The 26,055-nt window shown below is 69.6% G+C and carries 17 protein-coding genes; 2 read left to right on the top strand and 15 right to left on the bottom strand.

The window, feature by feature from the left end; all coding sequences use genetic code 11:
- Positions 1-79 precede the first annotated feature (79 nt).
- The 12 genes from rpoB to AAC691_RS20190 form a co-directional block, all read right to left on the bottom strand.
- A complete protein-coding gene (gene rpoB, locus AAC691_RS20245; RefSeq protein WP_323990371.1) occupies positions 80-4,252 on the bottom strand; it encodes a DNA-directed RNA polymerase subunit beta in 4,173 nt (1,390 codons plus the stop codon).
- A 282-nt stretch (positions 4,253-4,534) separates the two neighbouring features.
- A complete protein-coding gene (rplL, locus tag AAC691_RS20240) occupies positions 4,535-4,909 on the bottom strand; it encodes a 50S ribosomal protein L7/L12 (protein ID WP_176638756.1) in 375 nt (124 codons plus the stop codon).
- A 99-nt stretch (positions 4,910-5,008) separates the two neighbouring features.
- Positions 5,009-5,527, bottom strand: a complete 519-nt coding sequence (gene rplJ / locus AAC691_RS20235) for a 50S ribosomal protein L10 (RefSeq protein WP_176638755.1) — start codon at positions 5,525-5,527, stop codon at positions 5,009-5,011.
- Between the two features lie 287 nt (positions 5,528-5,814).
- On the bottom strand, positions 5,815-6,510 hold the full coding sequence (rplA, locus tag AAC691_RS20230; protein WP_176638754.1) for a 50S ribosomal protein L1: 696 nt from the start codon (positions 6,508-6,510) through the stop codon (positions 5,815-5,817).
- 4 nt (positions 6,511-6,514) lie between these two features.
- Positions 6,515-6,949, bottom strand: a complete 435-nt coding sequence (rplK, locus tag AAC691_RS20225) for a 50S ribosomal protein L11 (protein WP_176638753.1) — start codon at positions 6,947-6,949, stop codon at positions 6,515-6,517.
- Between the two features lie 109 nt (positions 6,950-7,058).
- On the bottom strand, positions 7,059-8,678 hold the full coding sequence (locus AAC691_RS20220) for an efflux transporter outer membrane subunit (RefSeq protein WP_342628252.1): 1,620 nt from the start codon (positions 8,676-8,678) through the stop codon (positions 7,059-7,061).
- Positions 8,675-9,958, bottom strand: coding sequence for an efflux RND transporter periplasmic adaptor subunit (locus AAC691_RS20215; RefSeq protein ID WP_323990368.1), 1,284 nt, complete (start codon positions 9,956-9,958; stop codon positions 8,675-8,677). Before AAC691_RS20215 ends, AAC691_RS20220 begins: the two co-directional genes overlap by 4 nt.
- Positions 9,955-13,125: an efflux RND transporter permease subunit gene (locus AAC691_RS20210; protein WP_342628251.1), complete on the bottom strand. Its 3,171-nt coding sequence runs from the start codon at positions 13,123-13,125 to the stop codon at positions 9,955-9,957. Before AAC691_RS20210 ends, AAC691_RS20215 begins: the two co-directional genes overlap by 4 nt.
- Positions 13,126-13,383: 258 nt before the next feature.
- Positions 13,384-14,781, bottom strand: a complete 1,398-nt coding sequence (locus tag AAC691_RS20205) for a HAMP domain-containing sensor histidine kinase (protein WP_323990366.1) — start codon at positions 14,779-14,781, stop codon at positions 13,384-13,386.
- 7 nt (positions 14,782-14,788) lie between these two features.
- Positions 14,789-15,514, bottom strand: coding sequence for a response regulator transcription factor (locus tag AAC691_RS20200; protein WP_342628250.1), 726 nt, complete (start codon positions 15,512-15,514; stop codon positions 14,789-14,791).
- A 29-nt stretch (positions 15,515-15,543) separates the two neighbouring features.
- A complete protein-coding gene (locus tag AAC691_RS20195) occupies positions 15,544-16,902 on the bottom strand; it encodes a DNA recombination protein RmuC (RefSeq protein WP_342628249.1) in 1,359 nt (452 codons plus the stop codon).
- A gap of 46 nt (positions 16,903-16,948) precedes the next feature.
- Positions 16,949-20,338 (bottom strand): AsmA-like C-terminal region-containing protein, encoded by a 3,390-nt coding sequence (locus AAC691_RS20190; protein WP_342628248.1) that lies wholly within the window; start codon positions 20,336-20,338, stop codon positions 16,949-16,951.
- A gap of 164 nt (positions 20,339-20,502) precedes the next feature.
- Here AAC691_RS20190 and AAC691_RS20185 point away from each other — a divergent pair, with 164 nt between their 5' ends.
- The gene (locus tag AAC691_RS20185) at positions 20,503-23,559 is read left to right on the top strand and encodes a bifunctional [glutamine synthetase] adenylyltransferase/[glutamine synthetase]-adenylyl-L-tyrosine phosphorylase (RefSeq protein WP_342630288.1); all 3,057 of its coding nucleotides are present in this window, start codon (positions 20,503-20,505) and stop codon (positions 23,557-23,559) included.
- Between the two features lie 26 nt (positions 23,560-23,585).
- On the top strand, positions 23,586-24,074 hold the full coding sequence (bcp, locus tag AAC691_RS20180) for a thioredoxin-dependent thiol peroxidase (protein WP_342628247.1): 489 nt from the start codon (positions 23,586-23,588) through the stop codon (positions 24,072-24,074).
- Between the two features lie 53 nt (positions 24,075-24,127).
- Here bcp and AAC691_RS20175 read toward each other — a convergent pair whose 3' ends face one another.
- From AAC691_RS20175 to AAC691_RS20165, 3 genes are all read right to left on the bottom strand, one after another.
- Positions 24,128-24,487: a hypothetical protein gene (locus tag AAC691_RS20175; protein WP_342628246.1), complete on the bottom strand. Its 360-nt coding sequence runs from the start codon at positions 24,485-24,487 to the stop codon at positions 24,128-24,130.
- Positions 24,488-24,641: 154 nt separating this feature from the next.
- A complete protein-coding gene (locus tag AAC691_RS20170) occupies positions 24,642-25,295 on the bottom strand; it encodes a hypothetical protein (RefSeq protein WP_342628245.1) in 654 nt (217 codons plus the stop codon).
- The gene (locus AAC691_RS20165) at positions 25,292-26,044 is read right to left on the bottom strand and encodes a hypothetical protein (protein WP_342628244.1); all 753 of its coding nucleotides are present in this window, start codon (positions 26,042-26,044) and stop codon (positions 25,292-25,294) included. The genes AAC691_RS20170 and AAC691_RS20165 overlap by 4 nt, the downstream gene beginning before the upstream one ends.
- Positions 26,045-26,055 lie beyond the last annotated feature (11 nt).

The raw sequence follows: 26,055 nt of genomic DNA, 5'->3' as shown, positions 1-26,055 counted from the left end.
GACGGAGACGGCCCGCCCGGCCGCCCCCGTCCCTGAGAAGAAAACAGACGGAGAAAGAGGAAGATGACCGACGACGGGGTCAGTCGCCGCTCTGCTCCAGATCCACGTTCAGGCCGAGCGATTTCAGCTCCTTGATCAGGACGTTGAAGCTTTCGGGGATGCCGGCTTCGAAATCGTCCTGTTCGCGCACGATCGCCTCATAGACCTTGGTGCGGCCGGACACGTCGTCCGACTTCACCGTCAGCATTTCCTGCAGCGTGTAGGCCGCGCCGTACGCCTCGAGCGCCCAGACCTCCATTTCGCCGAAACGCTGGCCGCCGAACTGGGCCTTGCCGCCCAGCGGCTGCTGGGTGACCAGCGAGTACGGGCCGATCGAACGGGCATGGATCTTGTCGTCGACCAGGTGGTGCAGCTTCAGCATATAGATATAGCCGACCGTGGTCTGGCGCTCGAACGGCTCGCCGGTGCGGCCGTCGATCAACTGCGACTGGCCCGACTTGCTGACGCCGGCATCCTCGAGCATCGCCTCGATATCCGGGATCGAGGCGCCGTCGAAGACCGGGGTCGCGATCGGCACGCCCTTGCGCAGGTTGTTCGCCAGCTCGACGAGCTGTTCGTTCGGCAGGTCGGCGATCGCGTCGTCATAGACCTTGTCGCCATAGACCGTCTTCAGCCGGTCCAGCAGTTCCTGCTTCTTCTCGCCCGTGCGCTGGTAGTCGTCGACCAGTTCGCCGATGCCCTTGCCGATATTGGCGCAGGCCCAGCCCAGATGGGTCTCCAGGATCTGCCCGACATTCATGCGCGAGGGCACGCCCAGCGGGTTCAGCACCAGATCGACCGAGGTGCCGTCCTCGAGGAACGGCATGTCCTCGACCGGGACGACGCGCGAGACGACGCCCTTGTTGCCGTGGCGGCCGGCCATCTTGTCGCCCGGCTGCAGCTTGCGCTTCACCGCAACGAAGACCTTGACCATCTTCATGACGCCCGGCGGCAGTTCGTCGCCGCGCTGCAGCTTTTCGACCTTGCTTTCGAAGCGGGCCTGGATGCGGGCCACGGCGGCGTCGAATTCGCGGCGCAGGACCTCGAGTTCGACCATCACCGCGTCGTCGGCGACGGTGATGTTGCGCCACGCGCCGCGCGGATGCTCGGCCAGCACCTCTTCGGTGATCTCGGTGCCTGAACGCAGGCCCTTGAAGCCCGCGCCGGCGACCTGGCCCGCCAGGCGCTCGCGCAGCCGGTTATAGAAGGACCGCTCCTGGATCGCGCGTTCGTCGTCGCGGTCCTTGGCGAGGCGCTCGATCTCGGCGCGCTCGATCGCCATCGCGCGCTCGTCCTTGTCCACGCCGCGGCGGGAGAAGACGCGCACATCGACGATGGTGCCGGTCGTGCCGGGCGGCAGGCGCAGCGAGGTGTCGCGCACGTCGGACGCCTTTTCGCCGAAGATGGCGCGCAGCAGCTTCTCTTCCGGCGTCATCGGGCTTTCGCCCTTCGGGGTGACCTTGCCGACCAGGATGTCGCCCGGATTCACTTCGGCGCCGACATAGACGATGCCCGCCTCGTCGAGGTTGCGCAGCGCTTCCTCGCCGACATTGGGAATGTCGCGGGTGATTTCCTCCTGCCCCAGCTTGGTGTCGCGGGCCATGACCTCGAACTCCTCGATATGGATCGAGGTGAAGACGTCGTCGCGGGCGATCCGCTCGGAGATCAGGATCGAGTCTTCGAAATTGTACCCGTTCCACGGCATGAACGCGACCAGCACGTTCCGGCCCAGCGCCAGCTCGCCCAATTCGGTCGACGGGCCGTCGGCGATGATGTCGCCGGCGCGCACCCAGTCGCCCACGCGGACCAGCGGGCGCTGGTTGATGCAGGTGGACTGGTTGGAGCGCATATATTTGCGCAGGCGATAGATATCGACGCCCTGGGTCGCCCCGGCCGCGTCGGTCGCGCGCACCACGATGCGCGCGCCGTCGATCTGGTCGATGATGCCGCCGCGCCGGGCGACGATGGTGGCGCCGGAATCGTGCGCCACCGCGGCTTCCATCCCCGTGCCGACCAGCGGCGCGTCGGAGCGGACCAGCGGCACCGCCTGGCGCTGCATGTTCGAGCCCATCAGCGCGCGGTTGGCGTCGTCGTTTTCCAGGAACGGAATCAGCGCGGCCGCGACCGAGACCAACTGCTTGGGCGACACGTCGCAGGCGGTGACTTCCTCGGGCTTCACCAGGCGGAAATCGCCGCTGCGGCGGACCGAGACCAGTTCGTCGGTCAGGCGGCCGCCGGCATCCTGCCGGGCGTCGGCCTGGGCGACGACCAGCTTTTCCTCTTCCATGGCGGAGAGGTATTTCCAGCCATCCTGCAGCACGCCGTCGCGCACCAGGCGGTACGGGGTTTCGATGAAGCCGTACTTGTTCACCTTGGCGTAGGTCGCCAGGGAGTTGATCAGGCCGATATTCGGGCCTTCGGGCGTCTCGATCGGGCAGATGCGGCCGTAATGGGTCGGGTGGACGTCGCGGACCTCGAAGCCCGCGCGCTCACGCGTCAGCCCGCCCGGGCCCAGGGCCGAGAGGCGGCGCTTGTGCGTGACCTCGGAGAGCGGGTTGGTCTGGTCCATGAACTGGCTGAGCTGCGACGAGCCGAAGAATTCGCGCACCGCGGCAGCGGCCGGCTTGGCGTTGATCAGGTCGTGCGGCATGACCGTATCGATATCGACCGAGCCCATGCGCTCGCGGATCGCGCGCTCCATGCGCAGCAGGCCGACGCGATACTGGTTTTCCATCAGTTCGCCGACCGAGCGGACGCGGCGGTTGCCCAGATTGTCGATATCGTCGATCGCGCCGCGGCCGTCCTTCAGCTCGCACATGATCTTGACGGTGCGCAGGATGTCTTCCTTGCGCAGCACGCGGACGGTGTCCGGGGCGTCGAGGCCCAGGCGCATGTTCATCTTGACGCGGCCGACGGCCGACAGGTCGTAGCGGTCGGAGTCGAAGAACAGGCCGGAGAACATGGCCTCGGCCGTCTCGGGGGTCGGCGGCTCGCCGGGGCGCATGACGCGATAGATGTCGGTCAGCGCGTCGTCGCGCGAGGCGTTCTTGTCCACCGCCAGCGTGTTGCGGATCCACGGGCCGTTCTGCGCGTCGATCGCCAGCGTCGGCAGCCGGTCGAGGCCGGCTTCCTCGAGCGCCGCGATGCGGGCCTCGGTCAGTTCCTCGCCGGCCTCGGCATAGATCTCGCCGGTTTCCTGATTGACCAGGTCTTCGGAGACGTAGCGGCCGATCAGGCCGACATGGCCGACCAGCACCTCTTTCGTCGTCTCGGCGATCTTGCGGACCATGCGGGCGGTCAGCTTGGCGTCGGCCTCGGCCACCACCGCGCCGGTCTCGGCGTCGATCAGCGGTTCGAGCAGCTTGAGCCCACGGAACGACTCGGCGTCGAACGGACGGGCCCAGCCCTTGCCGGTCTTCACGAAGACGACCCGGTTATAGAAATAGGAGAGGATCTCGTCGGCATCCATGCCACGGATCTCCATCGCCTCGACATCGCCGCCCTCGGCCGCCTTGGCGGCGCGGGCCGCGGCGGAGGCCGCGCCTTCCAGCGCGTAGAGCAGGGTGGTGACCGGCAGCTTGCGCTTGCGGTCGATGCGGACGTAGATCAGGTCCTTGCTGTCGAATTCGAAATCCAGCCAGGAGCCGCGATAGGGGATGACGCGCGCGGCGAACAGGAACTTGCCCGACGAGTGGGTCTTGCCCTTGTCGTGGTCGAAGAACACGCCGGGGCTGCGATGCATCTGGCTGACGATCACGCGCTCGGTGCCGTTGATGATGAACGTGCCGTTGTCGGTCATCAGCGGCATGTCGCCCATATAGACGGGCTGTTCCTTGATGTCGCGGATCGAGCGCGAGCCGGTATCCTCGTCCACGTCCCAGACGATCAGGCGCAGCACGACCTTGAGCGGCGCGGCGAAGGTCAGGCCGCGCTGGATGCATTCCTCGACGTCGTATTTCGGCTCTTCCAGTTCGTAATTGACGAACTCGAGCCGGCCGCGGCCGGCGAAATCATTGATCGGGAAGACCGAGCGGAAGACTTCCTGCAGGCCGGCATTGGTCCGGCTGTCAGGCGAGACGTTCATCTGCAGGAACGCCTCGTAGCTGGCGCGCTGCACGTCGATCAGATTGGGCATCGGAGCGATTTCGGGTATCCGCCCGAAGCTCTTGCGGATGCGCTTGCGTCCCGTGAACGATTTCGTAATTGCGTTCATCGTCTATCCTGCCCCCATCCCGACGACCCGGACCGTCCCGCGCCGGCGGCCGCCTGGCCGCGGCACCCGGAAGCGGGCCGTCACAAACCGTCTTGTGCCCGGATGCCGGTCAGGACCGACACCCCGCCCGCCCGGAAGGCAGGCCTTACTACCGCCAAAGGCGCCCGAGACCGCAAGGTCAGGGCGCCAGAACGGCCAAGGGGGCGGGAACCCTACGGCATCCCGCCCTCGCCTGGAGTAGCACAGGAAGCGGCGACCCGAGGGTCGCCCGCAACCCGAAGATTACTTCACTTCGACGGACGCGCCGTTGTCTTCAAGAAGCTTCTTGATCTTCTCGGCTTCGTCCTTGCTGACGCCTTCCTTCACGGTCTTCGGCGCACCCTCGACCAGGTCCTTGGCTTCCTTCAGGCCCAGGCCGGTGATGCCACGGATTTCCTTGATGACGTTGATCTTCTTGTCACCGGCCTTGGCCAGGATCACGGTGAATTCGGTCTGCTCTTCGACCGGAGCGGCAGCAGCGGCGGCCGGCGCGGCGGCAACCGCAACCGGAGCGGCGGCGGAAACGCCCCACTTCTCTTCGAGCAGCTTGGAGAGCTCGGCGGCCTCGAGAACGGTGAGGGCGGACAGCTCGTCAACGAGTTTGGTCAGATCGGCCATGATTTGGTCTTCCTAATTTATACACTGATTGGCGCAACACAATCCCGGTTTCACGCGATCGTGCGAATTTCATCGTTCCGCGACGCGGAACGCATTGGCTCAGGCAGCCTCGTCCTTCTTGGCGTAGGCCCCGAAAACCCGCGCAAGCTGTCCGCCCGGCGCCTGGAGGACGCCCGCGATGCGCGTGGCCGGCGTGGAGATGAGCCCCACCAGCTGCGCCCGGAGCGTGTCCAGGGACGGAAGCTCGGCCAGCGCCTTGACCCCATCGACATTCAATGTCTGGGTGCCGAGCGCTCCACCGAGCAGAACGAGCTTTTCGTTGGTCTTGGCGAACTCGACAAGCACCTTGGCCACGGCCACCGGGTCGACCGACCACGACAATGCGGTCGGCCCCTTCAGCAGCGGCGAGATGCCTTCGAATCGGGTCCCTGCCAGGGCGAGGTTGGCCAGCCGGTTCTTCGCGACCTTGTAAGTCGCTCCTGCCGCGCGCACGCGCCGCCGCAGTTCCGTCGCATCGGCGACCGTCAGCCCGTCATTGCGGGTGACGACGACCATGGACGTCTCGGCGAACACGGCCGCGAGGGAGGCAACAAACTCCCGCTTCTCCGTACGGTCCAATTCCCGTCTCCGTCGTGACCTGCCAGGCATGAACCTGTCAGGTCGGGTTTACCCTAGGAGAGCGCGCCCTGGGGCGCCCTCTCCGGTTCGCCTGTCCTGTGCAACGGAACAACCAGTGCGGGCGGCGCGACCGCCCCGATCCGGCAATCCCCGTCTTCCGTGTGCGGCCCCGAGGGTCCATCAAGGCTTGCGCCACATCCGGTCATGGACAGGTTCGGAAGACCAGGCGCGCTGGCGCCTGCCTCCTGTCCGCGGCGCCCGGGGGCACCGCGTCATCTGATGCGCGATCAGCCCGCCGAGAAGGCGGACACGTCGACGCGGATGCCCGGCCCCATCGTCGAGGACAGGGCAGCCTTGCGCAGATAGGTGCCCTTGGCGCCCGACGGCTTGGCCTTCTGCACCGCGTCGACGAAGGCGCGGATGTTCTCGGCCAGCTTCTCGCCGTCGAAGGACGCCTTGCCGATGCCGGCATGGATGATGCCGGCCTTCTCGGCGCGGTATTCGACCTGGCCGGACTTGGCCGCCGTGACGGCGCCCTTCACGTCCATGGTCACCGTGCCCAGCTTGGGGTTCGGCATCAGGCCGCGCGGACCCAGGATCTTACCCAGGCGGCCGACCAGGGCCATCATGTCCGGGGTCGCGATGCAACGGTCGAACGCGATCTCGCCGGCCTGCACCTTCTCGGCCAGGTCTTCGGCGCCGACCAAGTCGGCACCGGCGGCCAGCGCTTCCTCGGCCTTCGCGCCGCGGGCGAACACGCCGACGCGCAGGGTCTTGCCCGTGCCGTTCGGCAGCGAGAGCAGGCCGCGGACCATCTGGTCGGCATGGCGCGGGTCGATGCCGAGATTCAGCGAGATCTCGATCGTTTCGTCGAACTTGGCCGACGCGGTCTGCTTGACCAGGCCGATCGCCTCGTCCAGGCCATATTGCTTGTTGCGGTCAACCTGGGCCGCCGCGGCGGCCAGACGCTTATTCTTCGCCATGGGATCAGCCCTCCACCACCGTAAGGCCCATCGAGCGGGCGGAGCCGACCAGCATACGCACGGCGCCGTCCAGGTCGTTGGCATTCATGTCCTGCTTCTTCTGCTCGGCGATCTCGCGGAGCTGCGCCATCGTCACGCTGCCGACCGCGGCGGACTTGCCGACCGTCGAGCTGCCCTTCTTGATGTTGGCGGCCTTCATGAGGAAGTAGGTGTTCGGCGGGGTCTTGGTGATGAAGGTGAAGGTGCGGTCGGCGAACGCGGTGATGACGACCGGAATCGGCATGCCGGGCTCGAGACCCTGGGTCTTGGCGTTGAACTCCTTGCAGAACTGCATGATGTTCAGGCCGCGCTGACCCAGCGCCGGGCCGACCGGCGGGGACGGATTCGCCTTGCCGGCGGGAATTTGCAGCTTGATGTAGCCAACGATTTTCTTGGCCATATCCGGGGCTCCTGACTGTTTCACCCGGACCGCGGTTCATGCGGCCGCGCCCGCCGCGCAAGGCGGCCGGCGCGGTCTCCCGCGTTCCGTAAGAGGCGGCTCCCTAGCCCTAACGGGCCGGGGTTGTCAACCCTGCCGCCGAGCCCGCCGTCAGCCCCGGCCCGGTCAGGTCGCGCAGCGCCGGGCTGGTGCCGACGGCGATGCCCCCGGCCTCCTTGGGCACGCGCAGCCCTTCATATTGCAGGGGGCCGAACGGGCGGATCGCCTTGGCGTCGAGGATCTGCGCCCGCGACCAGCCGCCGCCCAGGGCGCGGATCAGCGAGACCGTGGCCTGGAAGCGCCGTGTCTCGACCTGGACCTCGTCGATGCGGGCGGTCAGGGCGGCGATCTGGGCCACCACGACGTCGAGATAATTGGTCAGCCCGCCGGTATAGAGCGTCATGGTCATGTTCTGGGTGCGCATCGCGGCGGTCACCGCCGCTTCCTGCTGTGCCTGCTCGGTCCGGAGCTGGTTGGTCAGGGTCAGCCCGTCCTCGACATCCTGGAAGGCGCCCAGGACGGTGGCGCGGTATGTGTCCTCGGCCTGGCGGTATTGGGACCAGGTGCGCTGCAATTCGGCCCGGCGCAGCCCGCCCTGGAACAGCGGCATCGCCGCCTGGACGGCGTAGGAATACATGCTGTTGGTCAGGTCGGCGAGGGTGAAGCCGTTATCCATGAAGCCGGTCATGGCGTTGACCGAGATGTCGGGATAGAAGGCCGCCCGCGAGACGCCGATCGCGCGGTTGGCCTGCGCCATCTCGCGCTCGGCCGCCGCCACGTCGGGACGGCGTTCCAGCAGCGCCGAGGGCAGCAGGAGCGGCACCGCGACCTCGGGGAAATGCAGGGCCTGCTCGGGCTGGATATGGAAGGCGGCCGGCGCCGCGTTGACCAGCACGGCGATGGCGTGTTCCAGCACCGCGCGGCGGGCCTGCAGGTCGGTTTCCTGCGCCTGGGTGGCATAGAGCTGGTTCTGGGCGCGCGAGACGTCGAGGCCCGCGGCGATCGCGCCGGCCTGGCGCATGCGGGTGATCTGCACCGCCAGCCCGTAGGTGCGGATCGAGTCGCGATAGACCGCGTCCTGCGCGTCGAGGCCGCGCAGCAAGATGTAGCTTGATGCCAGCTCGGCATCGATGCTGAGGCGCGCCAGCGCGTAGTCCGCGGCGCTCTGCTGCGCGCGCTGCTGGCTCATGCGGGTCTGGTTGCGGATCTTCGACCAGAAATCGGGTTCCCACGTCGCCGTGCCGTAATATTGCTCGGACGACATGTATTCGGGGCCGCTGGAGCCATGGCCGCGCCACAGCCGGTGCTGCGAGGATTTGTATTTCGCGGCGCCGGCGAAGGCGCTGACCTGCGGGTAGAGGCCGGCCTCGGCCTCGGCCGCCATGTCGCGGGCCTGGGTGAAGGTTTCGGCCGCCGCCTGGAGATCGGGATTGGCGCGGTTGGCCTGTTCTTCCAGCCTGTCGAGCAGCGGATCGTTGAACAGGGTCCACCAGTCGCCGCGCAGCGCGCCGTCCTGCGGCGTGCCGTAGCGCATGATCCCCTGTCCCTGCCAATTGTCGGGAAAGGCGAACTTGGCCGGATGGTACGCGGGCGCCATGTCGCAGGAGGCGAGCCCGGTGAGCAGCGCGAGGCCGCCGGCGAGCGGGGCGGAACGGAGACGCCTTGAGCGGGGGGGCCTGGAGATGGTCATTGACGGGCCCCTGCCTCCTCCGTGCCGGCATTGTCGATCGGCATGGCCCTGGTGTCCGCATCGTGCGCGACGGCCGGGGCGGCGCCGGACGGCGCGTTGTAGCCCGGCGTGGAGTCGACGATCCGGACTTCCTGCCCGTCCAGCAGGCCGGCCGAGGGGTTGTTGACCACCCGGTCGGTCGGCTTCAGCCCGCCGAGGATCTGCACCATGGTGCCCAGGTTGGTGCCGACCGTGACGTTGTGCAGCCGGATGCGGTTATTGTCGTCGACCAGGGCCACCTGCATGCCCTGGGCACGGAAGATCAGCGCGCCCTCGGGCAGGATCAGCATGCCGGGGTCGCCCGGGGCGCGGAAATGGACGGTGGCGTAGGAGTCGGGCCACAATTCGCCCTTGCTGTTATCGACCGTCAGTTCGGTCGTCACCGTACGGGTCGAGGCATTGAACGCGCTTGCGGTGGCGAGGAACGACGCCTTGAAGACCCGGTCGGGATGTTGCGGGACCGTGACGTCGGCCGTCAGCTTGGGGCTGATAATGTCCGCGTAATCCTGCGGGATGGCGACGAAGATGCGCATGCGGTGCACGTCGGCCACGCTGAACAGTTCGGTCGCGGTGCCGTGCGAGGAGACGTCGCCGCCGCCGGCATTCACATAGTCGCCGACATCGGCCAGGCGCGACGTCACCACGCCGTCGAAGGGGGCGACGATCTGCTTGAAGCCGATCAGCGCCGCGTAGCGCGACACGTCGTGGCGCGCGGCTTCGACCTGCGCCTGTTCGGCTTCGGCGTTTGCGGCCTGGACGTCGACTTCCTGCTGCGAGACGGCCTGGGTGCCCTGCAGCGCCTTCCAGCGATGGGCGGTGATCTGCGCCAGCTTGTAGCGCGCCATCGCCACGTCGAAATTCGCCTTCGAGGCCGCGTATTGCGCGTCCAGCCCCGGCGTGTCGATGGTGGCGAGCACGTCGCCGGTCTTCACCCGGGCGCCGATGTCCTTGTACCACATATGCACGTAGCCCGAGACCTGGGCGTAGATCGGCGCCTGGTACCAGGCGGCGATGTTGCCCGGCAGGTCCAGCGTGCGGGTGCTGGGCCCATGGGACGGCGCGATGAGCTGCACCCGGGGGATGGCGGCGTCGGCCGTCTGCTGCCGCAGCGTGCTGAAATGCGCCTGCCGCTGGATGATGCCGCCAACGACGACGACCAGCCCGATGACGGCGCCGGCGCCGGCCAGCAGCCTGCCGCGGCCGGACGCACCGCGCCTGGAGACCTGTTCCACGCCGCTCATGCACGTTCTCCTTCAGCGGTACGGTGTCTTCTGGAATGCAGCATCGCAAAGACGCAGGGCACGAACAGCAGCGTCGCGACCGTGGCGATCGCGAGCCCGCCCATGACGGCGCGGCCGAGCGGCGCGTTCTGCGAATTGCTGATCGACATCGGCAGCATGCCGATGATCATGGCCGATGCGGTCATCAGCACCGGCCGGATACGTTCGAAGCCGGCCTCGATCGCCGCGCGGATCGGGTCGCCATGGACGTCCATCCGTTCGCGGGCGAAGGCCACCACCAGGATCGAGTTCGCCGTGGCGGTGCCCATGCACATGATCGCGCCGGTCAGGGCCGGCACCGACAGGGCCGTGTGCGTGACGAACAGGCTCCAGGAAATGCCGGCCAGGGCGCCGGGCAGCGCGGTGATGATGATGAACGGGTCCAGCCAGGACTGGAAGTTCACGACGATGATCAGATAGACCAGCAGCACCGACATGGCGAGGCCGACGCCGAGCTGGAAATAGGCGCCGGTCATCGTCACGGCCTGGCCGCGCACCACCAGGCTGGAGCCGCGCGGCAGGTCGTGGCGGGCGGCGTCGACGACGCGCGCGACCTCTCGCGAGACGGCGCCCAGGTCCAGCCCTTCGTTCGCGGCGTAGATGTCGAACACCGGCATGATGTTGTAGTGCGCGACCTCGCCCGCCGTGCCGGTCTGCGTGAGCTGGCTGAGGCCGCCCAGGATCTGCGGCGCGCCGTTGGCCGGGTTGCCGTCGCCCCGGTCGATCGGGATGGTTTCCAGGTCGTTCAGGGTCTGCAGGAACTGCAGCGGCGTCTGGATGTCGACCAGGTGCGACACCCCGGTCTTGGGGTCGAGCCAGTAGGTCGGCGCGACCTGGCCGCTGCCCGACAGCACCGCCAGCGTGTTGTTGGCGATGTCGGCCTCGGTCAGGCCGGTGCCCAGCGCGTAGCTGCGCCGCGCATTCACCCGCAGGGTGGGGGTGTTCATCGGTTCCTGCACCGAGACGTCGGCGATGCCGGTCACGTGGCGCAGGCGCGCGGCGAGGTGCTGGGCGAAGATGAAATTATCCGCCAGGTCGCGGCCGGTCACCTGCACGTCGATCGGCGAAGGCAGGCCGAAATTGAGGATCTTGGCCGTCAGGTCGGCGGGCATGAAGGTGATCTGAGTGCCGGGGAAACGGTCGGCCAGGCCGCGCCGCAGGATCTGGCGGTAGTCGGCGACCGGCGAATCCTCGCGCTTGAGCGTCACCGTCAGATCGCAATCCTGCGCGCCCACCGTGGGGGTCGGGATGAAGGCCTGGTTGAGGCCGCTGAAGGGCAGGCCGCAATTCGAGACGATGTCATCGACCTGGCCGGGCAGCAGGCGGCGGATTTCCGCGTTGACCAGCATCGAGATCTTGCCGGACTCGTTCAGCTTGGTGCCCAGGGGGGCACGCATATGGATGGCCAGCGCGTTGGAATTGATCTCGGGGAAGAAATCCTGGCCGACGAACAGCAGCAGCGCCATCGACGCCAGCGTGACGCCCAGGAAGGCCGGGATGAAGCGCCCCCGGGTGGCGACCAGGTGCGCCAGCAGGTCGCGATAGCCGTTGCGGAAGGCCGTGAACCGGGCCTCGAACCCGCGCTGGAAGCGGCCGAAGAAACCGCGCGGCGCGTGGTGGGCATGCGGGTCGGCATGGGCCGCGACCTGCGCCGCCAGCAGGTATTTCGCCATGGTCGGCACCAGGGTGCGCGACAGGATGAAGGACGCGATCATGGCGAAGATGATCGCCTCGGCCATCGGCATGAACAGCCAGCCCGCGACCCCGGTCAACTGGAAGAGCGGCATCCACACGATGCAGATGCACAGGGTGGAGACGAAGGTCGGGATGACGATCTGGTTGGCCGCGTCGATGATCGCGGTTTCCAGTTCCTTGCCCATTTCCAGGTGGGCGTCGATATTTTCGATCATGACGGTGGCGTCGTCGACCAGGATGCCGACCGCCAGCGCCAGGCCGCCCAGGGTCATGACGTTGATGGTCTGGCCCGCCCAGCCCAGCCCGATGACCGAGCACAGCATGGCCAGCGGGATCGAGGTGGCGATGATGATCGTCGAGCGCCACGAGCCGAGGAACAGCAGCACCACCAGGCTGGTCAGCAGGGCGGCGGTGCCCATTTCCTGGACCACGTCGCGGATCGCGTCCTTCACGAAGATCGAGGCGTCGTTGAGGATATGGATCTGCACGCCCTGCGGCAGGGTGGCGATGACGGACGGCAGCAGCGCCTTGATCCCGCTCACGACGCTGAGCGTCGAGGCGTCGCCGCTTTTCATGATGACGATCAGCACCGCCTGGTGGCCGCGGACAAGCACCATGTTGGTCTGCGGCGGGCCGCCGGAATGCACCCAGGCGACGTCGCGCAGATAGACCACGGAATTGCCGACCTGCTTGATCGGGATGCTGTTGAAGGTGTCGATCTCGCGCGGGGTGGCGTTGGTCTGCACCATGAAGTCGAAGGCGCCGATCTGCTGGTCGCCCGCGGGCAGGACGATGTTCTGCCGCCCCAGCGCGTTGCCGACATCGGTGGCCGACAGACCGTGGGCCAGCAGCTTCGACTGGTCGAGATCGACCATGATGTTGCCGGGCTGGCCGCCATAGGGATTGGGAATGGCCGCGCCGGCGACCGAGACCAGCGCCGGGCGGATCAGGTTCGAGGACATGTCGTAGATCTGCGACGCGGTCATCGAATCGGACGAGACCTGGAGCGTGAGCACCGGCACCGACGACGCGTTGTAGGTCAGGATCAGCGGCGGCGTCATGCCGGTGGGCATCTGCTTGATGACGGTCTGCGACACCGAGGTGATCTGGGTCTGCGCCACCGAGGTGTCGGTACCCGGCTGGAAGAAGACCTTGACCACGCCGCGCCCGTAATAGGACTGGCTTTCGATGTGCTCGATATTGTTGACCGTCGCGGTCAGGGCGCGTTCGTAATAATAGATCACGCGGCCCGACATGTCCTCGGGCATCAGGCCGGTATAGCCCCAGACGATGGCGACCACCGGGATCTTGATGCTGGGGAACACGTCGGTCGGGGTCTGGACGATGGCCCGGAAGCCGAACACCACGATCAGGATCGAGAGGACGACGAAGGTGTAGGGCCGCTTGAGCGCGGTGACGACGATGGAATTCATGCGCGCGTCAGGTCCTGGGCAAGGGAATGGGCCGGACAGGAGACGATGCCCCGCATCCCGCGATCGCGCATGGCCCGCCCGGTCCGATCCGGCTGTCCGCCTGCATGCATTGTCGTCGCTCCCCGGCTGTCTCGCGGCTTCGTTAACATGTCACCCCGGTGCGCCAATGAAATTCCGGTTTAGAATGTTCGATTGGGCGAAACGCGCATAGCACGCCCGTGCGGCCCGTCACAGGCCGCGCCTGACGGGCTGGGCCGTTCAGGCCGGCGGCGGCGCGGGGGTGGGAACGGGCGGAAAGACGATGCCGAACAGCGCCCCGGGACGCGATTCGCGCCTGCGCGTATCCGAAATGGTCAGGGCGGCGTTGTGCAGGCGCAGGATGGCGGACACCAGGCTGAGCCCCAGCCCGCTGCCGGGGATGTGGCGGCTTTTGTCCGAGCGGTAGAAGCGGTTCATCACCGCCTGGCGTTCCTCGGGCGCGATGCCGATGCCGGTATCGGCGACCTCGAGCCGCGCGCCGTCGCCGTAGCGGATGACGGACAGCGAGACCTCGCCCCCGGCATCGGTGAACTTGATGGCATTGTCGATCAGGTTGGCGAGGACTTCGATCAGCAGGTCGCGGTCGCCATAGACGGGGACCGGCGCGTTGCCCGACAGCAGGTCGAGGCGGATCTGCTTGGCCTCGGCGATCGGTTCGTAGAGATCGACGATGTCCGCGGCGATTTCCTGCAGGTCGATGACGGCGAATCCGACCCGGCGGCGGGCGTTCTCGATCTCGCCGATGCGCAGCAGGGCGGTGATGATCGAGAAGCACTGGTCGAGATCGTCGATGGCGCGCGCCACCACCCCGCGCAGGGCGTCGGCCGACTGCGTGCCGCCCTGCGCGCGGTCCAGCCGGGCGCGCACCCGGGCCAGCGGGGTGCGCAGATCGTGGGCGATGTCGTTTCCGACATCGCGGATTTCGTCCATCAGATGTTCCAGCCGGTCCAGCATGCGGTTCACGCTGCCGGCCAGGCGTTCCATCTCGTCGCGCTCGCGCCCCGACGGCAGGCGCTCATGCAGGTCGCCGTCCATGATCCGGTCGATCGCCTCGTGCATCACAGTGACGCGGGCCAGGGCGCGGTGGCTGAGCACGACGCCGGTCATCAGCGCGAAGAGCACGGTCGGCACGATGGAGACCAGCAGGGAATGGCGCATCATCAGCCGCAATTCGTCGAGCATGTGCAGCCCGCGCGCCAGCACCAGGATGCGCCCCCCCGCCACCGGGACGGCGAGGATGCGCAGCACGTAGGGCGCGTCCTCGGTCGGCCAGACGGTCAGTTCGCGGACATGGCCGTCCGCCACCAGCCCGTCGGGCCATTTATGCAGGTCGCCGGCGATGGAGTGGTGCTGCGCGTCGAACAGGGCGGCCTGGTTGATCACCACGCGCAGATCGTCGGTCGCGCGGTCACGGATCTTGTGTTCCAGATCCTGCGGCTTCTCGCCTTCGAGCAGCGCGGCCTCGCGGTGCAGCAGCATGTCGGAGCGGAGGAATTCGAAGGTCTTGGTCTGGCTGTAGCCCAGCGAGAATTGCAGGGCCGCGGCGCCGATCATCGCGGCGACGACCGCCAATGTCAGGCGGAAGGTCGCCGTGCGCAGCAGTTCGCCGAGCGACACGCCCAGCCTATTCCGGAATGCGGAGCATGAAGCCGGTGCCGCGGATGCTCTGGATCAGGGGGGTGGCGCCGGGCTCGTCGATCTTGCGGCGCAGCTTGCCGATATGCACGTCGACCAGGTTGGTCTGCGGGATGAAGCGGTAGTTCCACACATCCTCGAGCAGCATGTTGCGCGTGAGCACCTGGTTCGGGCGGCGCATCAGATATTCCAGCAGGCGGAATTCGCGCGGCAGCAATTCGATCACGACCCCGTCGCGGGTCACGGTGCGTTCGATCAGGTCCATGGCCAGCGGACCGACATGGAGCATCGTCTCACGCGTGTTGTTCGGGCGCCGCATCAGCGCCTCGAGCCGGGCGGCCAGTTCCTCCATCGCGAAGGGCTTGGTCAGGTAGTCGTCGCCGCCGGCCTTGAGCCCGCTGACCCGGTCATCGACCGCCGACATGGCGGACAGGACCAGCACCGGGGTGGAGACCTGCCGCCCGCGCAGGGTTTCGATCAGGGTCAGGCCGTCCATCTCGGGCAGCATGCGGTCGATGATCATGACGTCGAAATTGCCGCCGAGGCCGACCGACAGCCCGCTGGAGCCCGTCCGTTCGTGGCGGACGGAAAAGCCGCGGCTTTCCAGTTCCTCGGCGACTTCCTGGGCGATCTTGCCGTCATCCTCGACCAGCAGTACCCGGGGGGCGGGTTCCTGGGCCGGGGCAGACGGATCGGGCTTGGACGTCGCGTTCATGGTCAATGCACACATGATGGTACCCCGCTTCACGCACCACTAAATTCGTGTTCACCCCCGCCGGATGCATCCCCGCCGGCCTCGCCCGGTTGCTGGTCCGGTTGCTGGTCCGGTTCCTGGTCCGGTTCCGGGGTCGGGGCGGCCCGGGCGGTATCGGACAGCGTATCGACGCCGTCCAGTCCGCGCAGTTGCCGGGTCACGACCCGCGTGCGGCGCCGTGCCTCGTCGATCGACGAGGACATGGCCGAGGCGTTGCGGGCCAGCCGTTCCAGCACGCCGTCCATCCGCAGCATCTCCTGCCGGGTGGCGCCCAGCAGGCGGGCGATGCCGTCGGTCCGGTCCTCGAGCGCCATGGTGACGTAGCCGAGATGAATCGTGCGCAGCATGGCCGGCAGCAGGCCCGGCCCCATCACGATGACCCGGCTGGTGCGCCCGATTTCGTCCACCAGCCCGGGAATGCGGGCGATTTCGGCATAGAGCCCGTCGGTGGGCAGGTAGAGCACGGCGAATTCGACCGTGACCGGGGGCACGATATATTTGGCCGCGATCTTGCGCGCCTCGATCCGCAGGGTGGTCTCCAGCGCGCGGCGGGCGGCGCGCTCGGCCTCGGGGTCCACGCGCTCGACGGCGTCCAGCAGGCGTTCATAGGCCTCGGTCGGGAATTTGGAATCGATGGCGAGCAGGGGGGGCGACGCGGCGCGGACCGGCATGCGCACCGCGAATTCCACGATTTCGGCGCTGCCTTCGCGCAGGCGGCAATTCGCCTGGTAGGCGCCGGGCGGCAGCACGTCGTCCAGGATGGCGCGCAACTGCGCCTCGCCCCAGCCGCCGCGCGTCTTGACGTTGGAGAACAGGCGCTTGAGGTCGCCGATCTGGGCCGTCATGGCCGTGACCTCGCCCATCGCCTTCTGCATGGCGGTGAATTGTTCCAGCACCCGCTGGAACGAGGTCTGCATCTGGCGTTCCACGGCCTCGTGCAGGCGTTCGTCGACGGTGGCGCGGATCGCCTCGATCTGCCGGGCGGAGGCTTCGGCCATCTCGCGCAGGGCCTCGCCCTGGTGGATGCGGGCATCGGCGAGGTCGCGGGTGATGGCGTGGGCGATCGCGCCCAGCCGGTCGGCGACGTCGGCCCGGGACTGGTCCAGTCGGGCCGCCAGCACGCGCTCGATTTCGGCCAGCCGGGCGCGCTGGGCCTCGCTGTCCGTGGCGCGGGCGGCGGCTTCGCGTTCGATCATGACATAGAGGCGGGCGAGCAGGTCGCCCTCGCCGCCGCGCCCGCCATCTTCCGGGCGGGCGCGGCGGCGCAGCAGCAGGGCCAGCAGGATCGCCAGCAGCAGCAGGACCGCGAGGCCCAGCGCCAGCAGGCCGCCTTCCCATCCGTCGGACATGATCGTCTATCCTCCCTTCCCTGCCCCGATCCGTCCGGGCGACGCTCTACTGGACCAGGCGGCGCATCACGCCCGGCAGGAAGATCGAGAACGGGTTGACATGCAAGTCCGGCCGGTCCAGCGCGCCGCCGACCGAGAAGGTCGCGGCCAGCAGGCCGCCGCCTTTCTCGGGGCTCATCAACCGTCCGACGCCGGGCATGTGGCCGGGCAGCGCGTTCACCGCGAAGGCCGGCACGATGGTGCCCTTCAGGTTCAGCCGCGCGCGGTCGAGGTCGATCGTGCCGCCGACCGTCACCCCCAGCGAGGCGTTGCCGGCCTGCCCGTCATGGATCGCGAGCGTGCCGTCACGAAAGGTCAGGGGCAGCAGGACGCGGCGGATTTCGAACCCCTGCCCGCGCGGCGCCTGCATCCAGCCATAGATCGAGGCGTTGTTGGCCAGCCGGACCGGGCGTGGCGCGTCGTGCAGCATGATCGGACCGATGGTCAGGCTGCCGGCGAAGGGCGCCGCGGACTGGCGGTCGTCGAACACGCCCTGCAGCACCGTCGCGCCGCCGGAGAATTGCTGCGTCACGCCCAGCTTCTGCAGCATCAGCCCCAGGTCCTGGACGCTGGCCCGGAGATGCCGCCCGTCGGGCTGCGGGGTGAGGATGGCGGTGGCGGGGGACGGGCCGGCCATCGAGAAGCGCAGCCGCGTGACGCGGATGCCGTTATCCTCGACATGGGCATGAACGCCGGCCAGCGCCCCGTCGGGGGCGTAATAGAGGGTGGGCACGTCGGCATCGATCAGCCAGCTTCGCCCCGGCGGCCCCTGGACGCGGCCGGTGGCGGCGGACGGCATGTGATAGGAGGGACCCGGTTTCGGCGCGGCCGGCGCCGGGCCGGGATGCAGCAGCGGCGACAGATCCAGCACCGGAGCCTGGACGGCGACCCGCACCGGGTCGGTCGCGTGCCGCGGCAGGCCGATGGTCGCATCGCCGTGCGAGCGGCCGATGCGAAAGCCGCGCAGCACCAGGGTGCGGGCCTGCCCGTCCACGACGCTGGCCCGCCCGTCGAGCTGCAGGTCGGGGCCGGTGGCGTGAATCGCCTCGACACTGGCGAGGCGGCCCTGCGCCAGCCCGATCCGGACCGAGGCATGGGCGGCCTGGCCGCGCGGCTTGGACCAGACCGGTATCGTCAGGGCGGCGTCGGCCAGGTCCAGGTCCAGCGCGATCTGGCCCGTGCCGTCGGCCAGGCGGCTGTACGCCACGTCGAGATCCGCGCTGCCGGCGAAACGCTGCCCGACCGCGTAGCCGAGCCGGTCGGCGACATCCGGCGTGAGGTGGGCGCGCACCTGCGCGGATTCGCTGGTCGCCGCGTCCTTGCGGAAATCCATCACGTAGCGCAGCGTCGCCGGCATGCCGCCCAGGATTGCGGTGCCGGCCAGGGTCAGGCCCCGGGTCGTGGCGTCGAGCGTGAGCGCGCCGTCATCGAGCGCGCGGTTCAGCACGACATTGCCGAGATGCACCTGCGCGAGGTCCGCGTGGCTGGACAGGCGGATATCCGCGATGTCGACCCGGTCGTCCAGCGGCAGGACCAGATGCAGCGCGACCTGGGCCCGCCCCGAGGGTCCGCTGAAACCCAGGGGGTGGCGCGACAGCAGGTTCAGCCGCGGTTCGGCCAGCAGGGCCATGATGTCGGGCAGATCGCCGTGCAATGTGGCGGCGATGTCGCCGATCTGGTCCTTGGCCTGCAGGCCGGTGATCCGCATTGACCCGTTGCCGATCGCGATGCGGCCGATGCCGGTGGCGTCCACGTTGCGGCCGGCGCGATCGACGGACTGGGTGCCGCCGGAGAAGCGGATCGACAGCGCGTCCGGCCCGTCGATGGCCAGCGTGGCGTCCACGCCGCGCATCGGCGCGATCGGCCGCAGCCAGTGCACCTCCAGGCCGGTGCCCGTGACCCCGCCGCCCAGCGTGCGCAGGCGCAGGCCGCCCCAGCCGGCATCGTTGGCGCCTGTATCGTTGGCCAGGGTCGCCGCGACATGCAGCCCGTGCGCGGTGCCGGCGGTGATGTTGCGCGTGACCCAGGCACGCGCCCCCTTGGCCAGCCCCGCCGGCCAGAACGCGCCGAGCCGGGCGAAATCCAGGTCGGACAGGCTGGCGTGCAGGCTGGCGCGCAGTCTGGGGCCGGGCGGGCCGGGACGGGACGGGCCAAAATGGATCAGGCCGGGGCGGGTGGGGCCGGCGACGTCGAGCATGCCGTCGGCCTGGAGCACGGGATCGGCCGCCGCGGGGACGTCCGGATGGGCATCGGGGCGGTCGGACGGATGCAGGCGGGCCTGGAGCATGTCCAGCCGGATCCGCGCCGGGCCGGATAGGAGGCCGCTCGATCGGGGGCCGAAATCGGCGGACAGGCGGGCCTGGAGATCGTCGAACCGGATCGTGCCCGTGGTGCCCGGGGTCGGACCGGGGCCCGGACCTGAACCTGGACCTGGACCTGGACCTGGACCTGGGCCGGTCGAAATCTGCCCCGCCCCGCCATGCAGGGTCAGGACGGCCGATCGCGGGCGGGCCAGCAGGCGGTGCGGGCCGGCGATCAGGCGGATCGTGGCGTCGAAGCCGAGCGGCAGGTCGATGGCCGCGAGCTGCGGCAGGAAGGGGGCGAAGGCACGCGGGGCGACCGGCGTGCCGGCGACGTGCCAGGACAGGGCGGTTCCGTCACGCGTGCCGTCGGCCCGCAGCCGGGCCCGCAGCCCCGGGCCCGACAGGCCGAACGCGGCAGTGCCGGTGACGCCCCGCGCCAGGCCGATGCGCAGCCGGCGCAGATCGGCGGCCAGGCCGTCCAGGCGCCAGGACGTGGCCGTCCGCTGGTCGCCGAGCGTGACCGCGCCGTCGGTGACGACCAGACGGTCGAAGAAGCGGATGTCGAGCGCCAGGGCCGCCGCCCCCCGGGTGGCAACCGCGCGGAACGGGCCGGTATCCAGCCCGACCGACCCGTCGGACGCGCGGCGCAGGGCCAGCCGGGCCCCGGAGAGGACGAGCATGCGCGGGGCGATGCCGCCATGCCACAGCGCGTCGGCATTCAGCACCAGCCGCGCGGCGCCGATCTGGTCGGCCACGACATTGTCGGGGCGCAGCAGGCGCAGATCGGTGGCCGTGACGTCCAGCGGCGCGGCCAGGCCGCGATGCAGGCCGTCCCAGCCCACGCGGACCTGCCCGACATCCAGCCGCAGGACCGGCGGCTGCCCCGCCCCGCCCGACAGGACGCGCGCGGGCAGGACCAGCCGGGCGAGCGGCGTGACGTCCAGTGGGCCCATGGCCAGGCGCACCGCCAGCCCGGCGGCGGCGGCCAGCGGCACGACGAGCAGCACCGCCGCCGCGAACAGGACGCGCCGGCGGCCCCGGCGCGCAGGGGCGGCGTCTGGAGCGGGGGGAGAGGGGCCTTGACCGCGCGTCATGGCCGTGTCCACGGTGCGCCGCGCGCGGCCGCCATCGGGCCCCCGCGCAGGCCGGATGAAGGATCATGCCCCGATCGAAGACCGCCCATGCCCGCCGGCGCGCCGAGGAAATGCCGGCGGCCGAGCAGGGTCGGGCCAGCCCCCCCCGGACTGATCATGCCCGGATGGATCGCGCCCCCGTGAATCGCGCTTCTCTGGATCGTCCCTGGACCGATCGCGCCTGGCCGGCGCCGGCCGATCCGCGCGGCGCCGCGCTGCTGCGCGAGGATGTCGCGGAGCTGTGGCGCGAGCACGGGCTGGACGCGGCGCTGCTGCGCGCCGCGGGGGTGGCGCCGCTGCTGGACATGCTGGGCGGCAACAGCCCGTATCTGGCCGGGCTGGCGCGCCGCGACCCCGTACCGTTCGCACGGCTGCTGGCCGAAGGGCCGGACCGGGCGATGGGCGCGGTGCTGGACAGCCTGGCCGCCCTGTCGCCGCGCGATGCGCGCGCCGACATCGCGGCGACGATGCGCGCGGCCAAGCGGCAGGCGGCGCTGGCCATCGCCCTGGCCGATATCGGCGGGGTGTGGACGCTGGAGCAGGTGACGCTGGCGCTGAGCCGCCTGGCGGAATCGGCGCTGGAGGCGGCGGTCAGGCATCTGCTGCGCGTAGCCCACGATACGGGGCAGATCGTCCTGCCCGATCCCCGCCATCCGGCGCGCGGCAGCGGCTTCGTCGTGCTGGCGATGGGGAAGCTGGGGGCGCGGGAACTGAACTACTCCTCGGATATCGACCTGATCGTGCTGTACGATCCGGCCTGTCATGCCGGGCATGAGGATCTGCGCCGGATCTTCGTCCGCATGACTAGCGATCTTGTCGGGCTGATGGAAGCGCGGGACGCCGACGGATACGTGTTTCGCACCGATCTGCGCCTGCGTCCCGACCCGTCGGCGACGCCGCCGGCCATCTCGTTCCCCGCCGCGATCACCTATTACGAAAGCCTGGGCCAGACCTGGGAGCGCGCGGCGATGACCAAGGCGCGGCCGGTGGCGGGCGACGTGACGGCCGGGCGGCGTTTCCTGCGCGCGATCGCGCCCTTCGTCTGGCGGCGGCACCTCGATTTCGCCGTCATCGACGACCTGCACGACATGAAGGCGCGAATCGACCGCCACCGCAATGCCGGCCATGCCGGCCTGTCGCGCCTGGGCGAGCGGATGGTACACGACCCGCGCCTTGCGCGCGACTGGCTGATGGGCCACGACCTGAAACTGGGACAGGGCGGGATTCGCGAGGTCGAGTTCGTGGCCCAGGCGCTGCAACTGGTCTGGGGCGGTCGCCGGCCCGAACTGCGCGACCCGACTACGCTGGGCGCGCTGCGCCGGCTGGTGCGGGCCGGCGTGCTGAACCGCCCGCGGGGCGACAGCCTGGCGCGGACCTATCGCATGTTGCGGCGGGCGGAGCACCGGCTGCAAATGCAGGCCGACCACCAGACCCACAAGCTGCCGGCCACGCGGGAAGCCTTCGACGCCTTCGCCGTGTTCATGGCCGAGGAGAACGGCCGCGCCCTGGCGGGGACGATGCTGCCGATCATGCGGGATTCGCGGCGGATCTTCGAAGGCCAGTTCGCCGAGCCCGGGGGCGCCGGGCGGTCGGTCGATCCCGATGCCGAGGACCTGGCCGAGCATCTGCGCGCCGCCGGATTTGCCGATGCCGACATCGCCGACGCGGTGAGCCTGCTGCAGCGCTGGAGCGGCAACCGGCTGCGGGCGCTGCGCTCGGACCGGGCGCGGAACCTGCTGCGCCGGCTGCTGCCGGAGATCCTGGCGCGGTTCGGCGCGCGGCGCGACCCGCTGACCTGCCTGCGGCGGTTCGATGCCATGCTGGCCCGGCAATGGGCGGGCGTCCAGTTCCTGACCCTGCTGGACCGCAATCCGGCGCTGATCGACCGGATCGCCACGATCCTGGACGGGTCGCCCTTCCTGGCCGACCATCTGGCGGAGACCCCGGCCGCGCTGGACGGGCTGCTGGGCGCCGACCAGGACGGCGCGGCCGACATTCCGGCCGCGGGCCTGGTGCGGCAGCACCTGGCGCAGGCGGCGTCGACCGAGCAGGTGCTGCCGATCCTGCGCGGGCTGGTACGGGGCGAGGAATTCCGCCTGTCCTGCGCGCGGCTGGAGCACCGGATCGGGGTCGATGCCGCCAGCCGCGCGCGCACCGAACTGGCCGACGCGGTGATGCGCGGGCTGCTGGCCCGCGTGACGGCCGAGCATGTCCGCCGCTATGGCCGCGTGCCGGGCGGCGCCATGGCGGTGGTGGCGCTGGGCAAGGCCGGATCGCGCGAGATGATGCTGGGGTCGGACCTGGACCTGATGCTGGTCTTCGACCACCCGGACGACGTGACCGACAGCGTGGTGGACGCGCCCGCCCCGGGTCGGTCGTATAATGGTGCGGGAGACGGGGGCGCGGATGGCGGCCTGGCGCCGCGATCGGTGCCAGCGGGGCAGTATTTCGTCCGGCTGGCGCACGGCTTCATCGGCGCGCTGACCGCGCCGGGGCCGGAGGGACCGCTTTACGAGGTCGATATGCGGCTGCGGCCGTCCGGGTCGAAAGGACCGGTGGCGCTGTCGCTGGGGGCGTTTCGCCGCTATCACGCCGAAAGCGCCTGGACCTGGGAGCGCATGGCGCTGACCCGGGCGCGGGTGGTGGCCGGGCCGCCGGCGCTGGTCCGCGCGCTGCGCGGCGCGATCGGGGCGGCGCTGGACGGGCGGCGCGGCGCCACGCGGGCGGCGATCCTGGAGGATGCGCGGGCGATGCGCGAACGGGTGGCGCGGGAATTGCCGCCGCAAGGGCCATGGGATATCCGCCATCGGGCCGGCGGGCTGATGGATGTGGAATTCATCGCCCAGGCGCTGCAACTGGTGGCCGGCGACGCGGCGGCGCGCGACCCGAACACGCGCAAGGCGCTGCGTCGCCTGGTGCGGCAGGGGATGCTGGACCGCGGCACGGGGCGTATGCTGGAAGAGGCCGACCGGGCCTGGCGCAGCGTGCAGAGCATGCTGCGAATCCTGTTCGGCACCGCCCTGCCCGCCGATCCGGCGGCCGCCATGCCCGCCGCGACCCGCGAGATCCTGCTGCGCGAGATGGGGGCGACAACGATCGCGGAGGCGTTGCAGCAGATGGAGGCGCGCGCGGACGCGGTGCGGGCGGCCTTCACCCGCCTGGTCGGTCCGGTCGGGGAGTGATGCGTTTTTTCATGAGGAGAATGGCAATGGCGGACGGCGAGACACCAATTTTTCCAGCCCTGGGCGCAATGGCGCCGGATTTCGATATGCCGGCCAGCCGCGGGCGGCAGGTCAGCCTGGCATCGATGCGGGGGCGGCCCTTTATCCTGTATTTCTACCCCAAGGCGAACACGCCGGGCTGCACGACCGAAGCCTGCGGCTTTCAGGAGGCGCTGGCGGCGCTGGGGGGGACGGGGATTCCGGTCATCGGCGTGTCGCGCGATCCGATGAAGGCGATCGAATCCTTTGCCGACAAGCAGGGGCTGGACTTTCCGCTGGCGTCGGACGTGACCGGCGCGGTGACCGAATCCTATGGCGTGTGGGGCGAGAAGAGGCTGTACGGCCGGACATATATGGGGATCGAGCGCGCGACCTTCCTGATCGACGCGGAAGGCAGGCTGGTGCGGGCCTGGCGCAACGTCAAGGTGCCCGGCCACGTCGCCGAGGTGATGCAGGCCGCCCGAGCGGCGGCCTGAACATCTTTCCCCTGAGCGCCTTCCCGGGAACCTTCCCGGGAAGGCCCTTGCGATCAATAGGCCGGATAGGCGTAGCCGTAGGCCGGCGGCGCGTAGACCGTGACGGGCGGCGGGGGCGGAGGCGGCGCGACATAGACCGGCGGCGGCGCGGCGTAGGTCGGCGCGGCGATCGCGGTGCCGGCCGCGCCGAGCAGCGCGCCGCCCACCAGGCCGGCGACAAAGGCGCCCCCCGGCCCGGGACCGCGGTGATAATAGCCCGGGCCCCGCCAGCCCCAGCCGCGATCGTGCCAGCCGCGATCCCAGCCATGGTGCCAGCCGTGATCGCGCCAGTCGGCATGCGCGGCGGGCGCCGCCGCGGCCAGGCCGCCGGCGACCAGGGGAACCGCCATCAGAAGACGAACCATCTTGCGCATGTTCGCAACCCTTTCATCCTTGCGCGGGAGCGGCGGACCGCCCCTGCTTCGATAAACAGAAAACAGGGGCGCCATGGCGATTTGCGGGCCGGTTGCGGGCAGGCGTGCCCTTTTTCCGTAACGAATTGTAACGGCCGATGATCGGAACGGACCATCAGGGGTGGGCGGCGGGCAGGTCCCTGAGTCCCGCCGGAATCGCGAAGACCGCGTCGGGCTGGGCCGTACGGCGCACGGTTTCGGCACGGACCATGACGTGGCCGTTCCGGGTGGCCTGCAACATCACGCCATCGTCGCTGTAGCAGACCTCGCTGGCCTGGCCGTCGGTGTCGGCGGTCTGCCAGGCGGTGCAGGGCTGACCGGCCACCAGCATCGTCGCCCCGTGGATCCAACTGCCGGGCGCGCGCTGTCCGGGCCGGGTGACGGCGGAGCCCGGGGCCGGGATGGTCGTGCGGACGTTGCGCGCGAGGTCGATGACCGTCAGGGTCCGGGCCCGATAGTCGGTGAGCATGTAGGTCGCCGACCCGGCGGGATCGACCCGCTGGCGCAGGGTTGCGCTGGACCAGCGCATGCGCTGGCGGATGGCGGGCACCGCCGGATCGGGCGCCGCGACGCTGTAGGTCACGTCCACGTCGCATTGCGGAGTGACGAACGGTGCGGCGGACGCGTCCGCGCCAGAGGTGTCCGCGCCAGGAACTGTCGCAGCCCGCGCCGGGAGGGACATGGGGAGGGGCGTGGGAAACAAGGCTGCCGCCAGCAGCAGGCCGGCGAAGCGTCCCGCGGTCCGGGCGCCGATCGTCGGATGGATCACTGGCCGGCGCCGGGCGGGATCGCGCCGCCGGTCACCGGCCGGGCGACGTCGCCGCCCGGTCCGGTGCCGCCGGCCCCCGCACCCGCGGGGCCTGGCGCGACGCGATGCCGCGTGACCATCTGATAGCCCTCGGGCGGCTGGAACGTGCCGGCTGGGATGGGAGCGTAGGTGACGCGGGTGGCCACCAGCCGCCCCTTCATGCCTTCGGCATCCACCCCGTCCTCGCGCAGGATGACGCCGTCGGCGGTGACGCAGGCGGTCGCCGAGCCGCGGCCGGAGACGATAGCCCATTCGGTGCAATCGACGTCCGCGACGCGTGCGTCGCCCTTGCGGGTATATTGCATGGACAGGTCCAGCAGGAACGGATTGCGGATGTCGGAGCCGGCGTCCAGCCGCGTATAGACCTTCTGCCGGTTCAGCACGATCGTCACCTGGCGGGCGACGCGGTCGAGGATGGTCGCGCCCATGCCTTCGGGACTGTCGATGCGCATCAGGCCGCCATTGGCGGCGAACCAGACCTGGATGGTTTTGGGCGCGGGCGCGCCTTCGGGCTGGACGCTGTAGGCGACCTGCACGTCGCGGGTCGGCGCCAAGGGGGGATGAGTTGGGGAATGAGCCGAATCGGGCGCGGGTTGGGCGTCCGCCCGCGCGATTCCGGCCCCGACTCCCGCCCCGATTCCCACGAGGAGCAGCGCCCCGGCCATCATTCCGGGCCGTCCGGCGGCGCGGCGCGGCATCAGGTTGATCATCGGCGTTTCCT

This window comes from Nguyenibacter vanlangensis (assembly GCF_038719015.1).
GTDB classification, from domain to species: domain Bacteria; phylum Pseudomonadota; class Alphaproteobacteria; order Acetobacterales; family Acetobacteraceae; genus Gluconacetobacter; species Gluconacetobacter vanlangensis.
The sequence above is the reverse complement of the archived record's forward strand: the minus strand, read 5'-3'. Positions and strand labels throughout refer to the sequence as shown.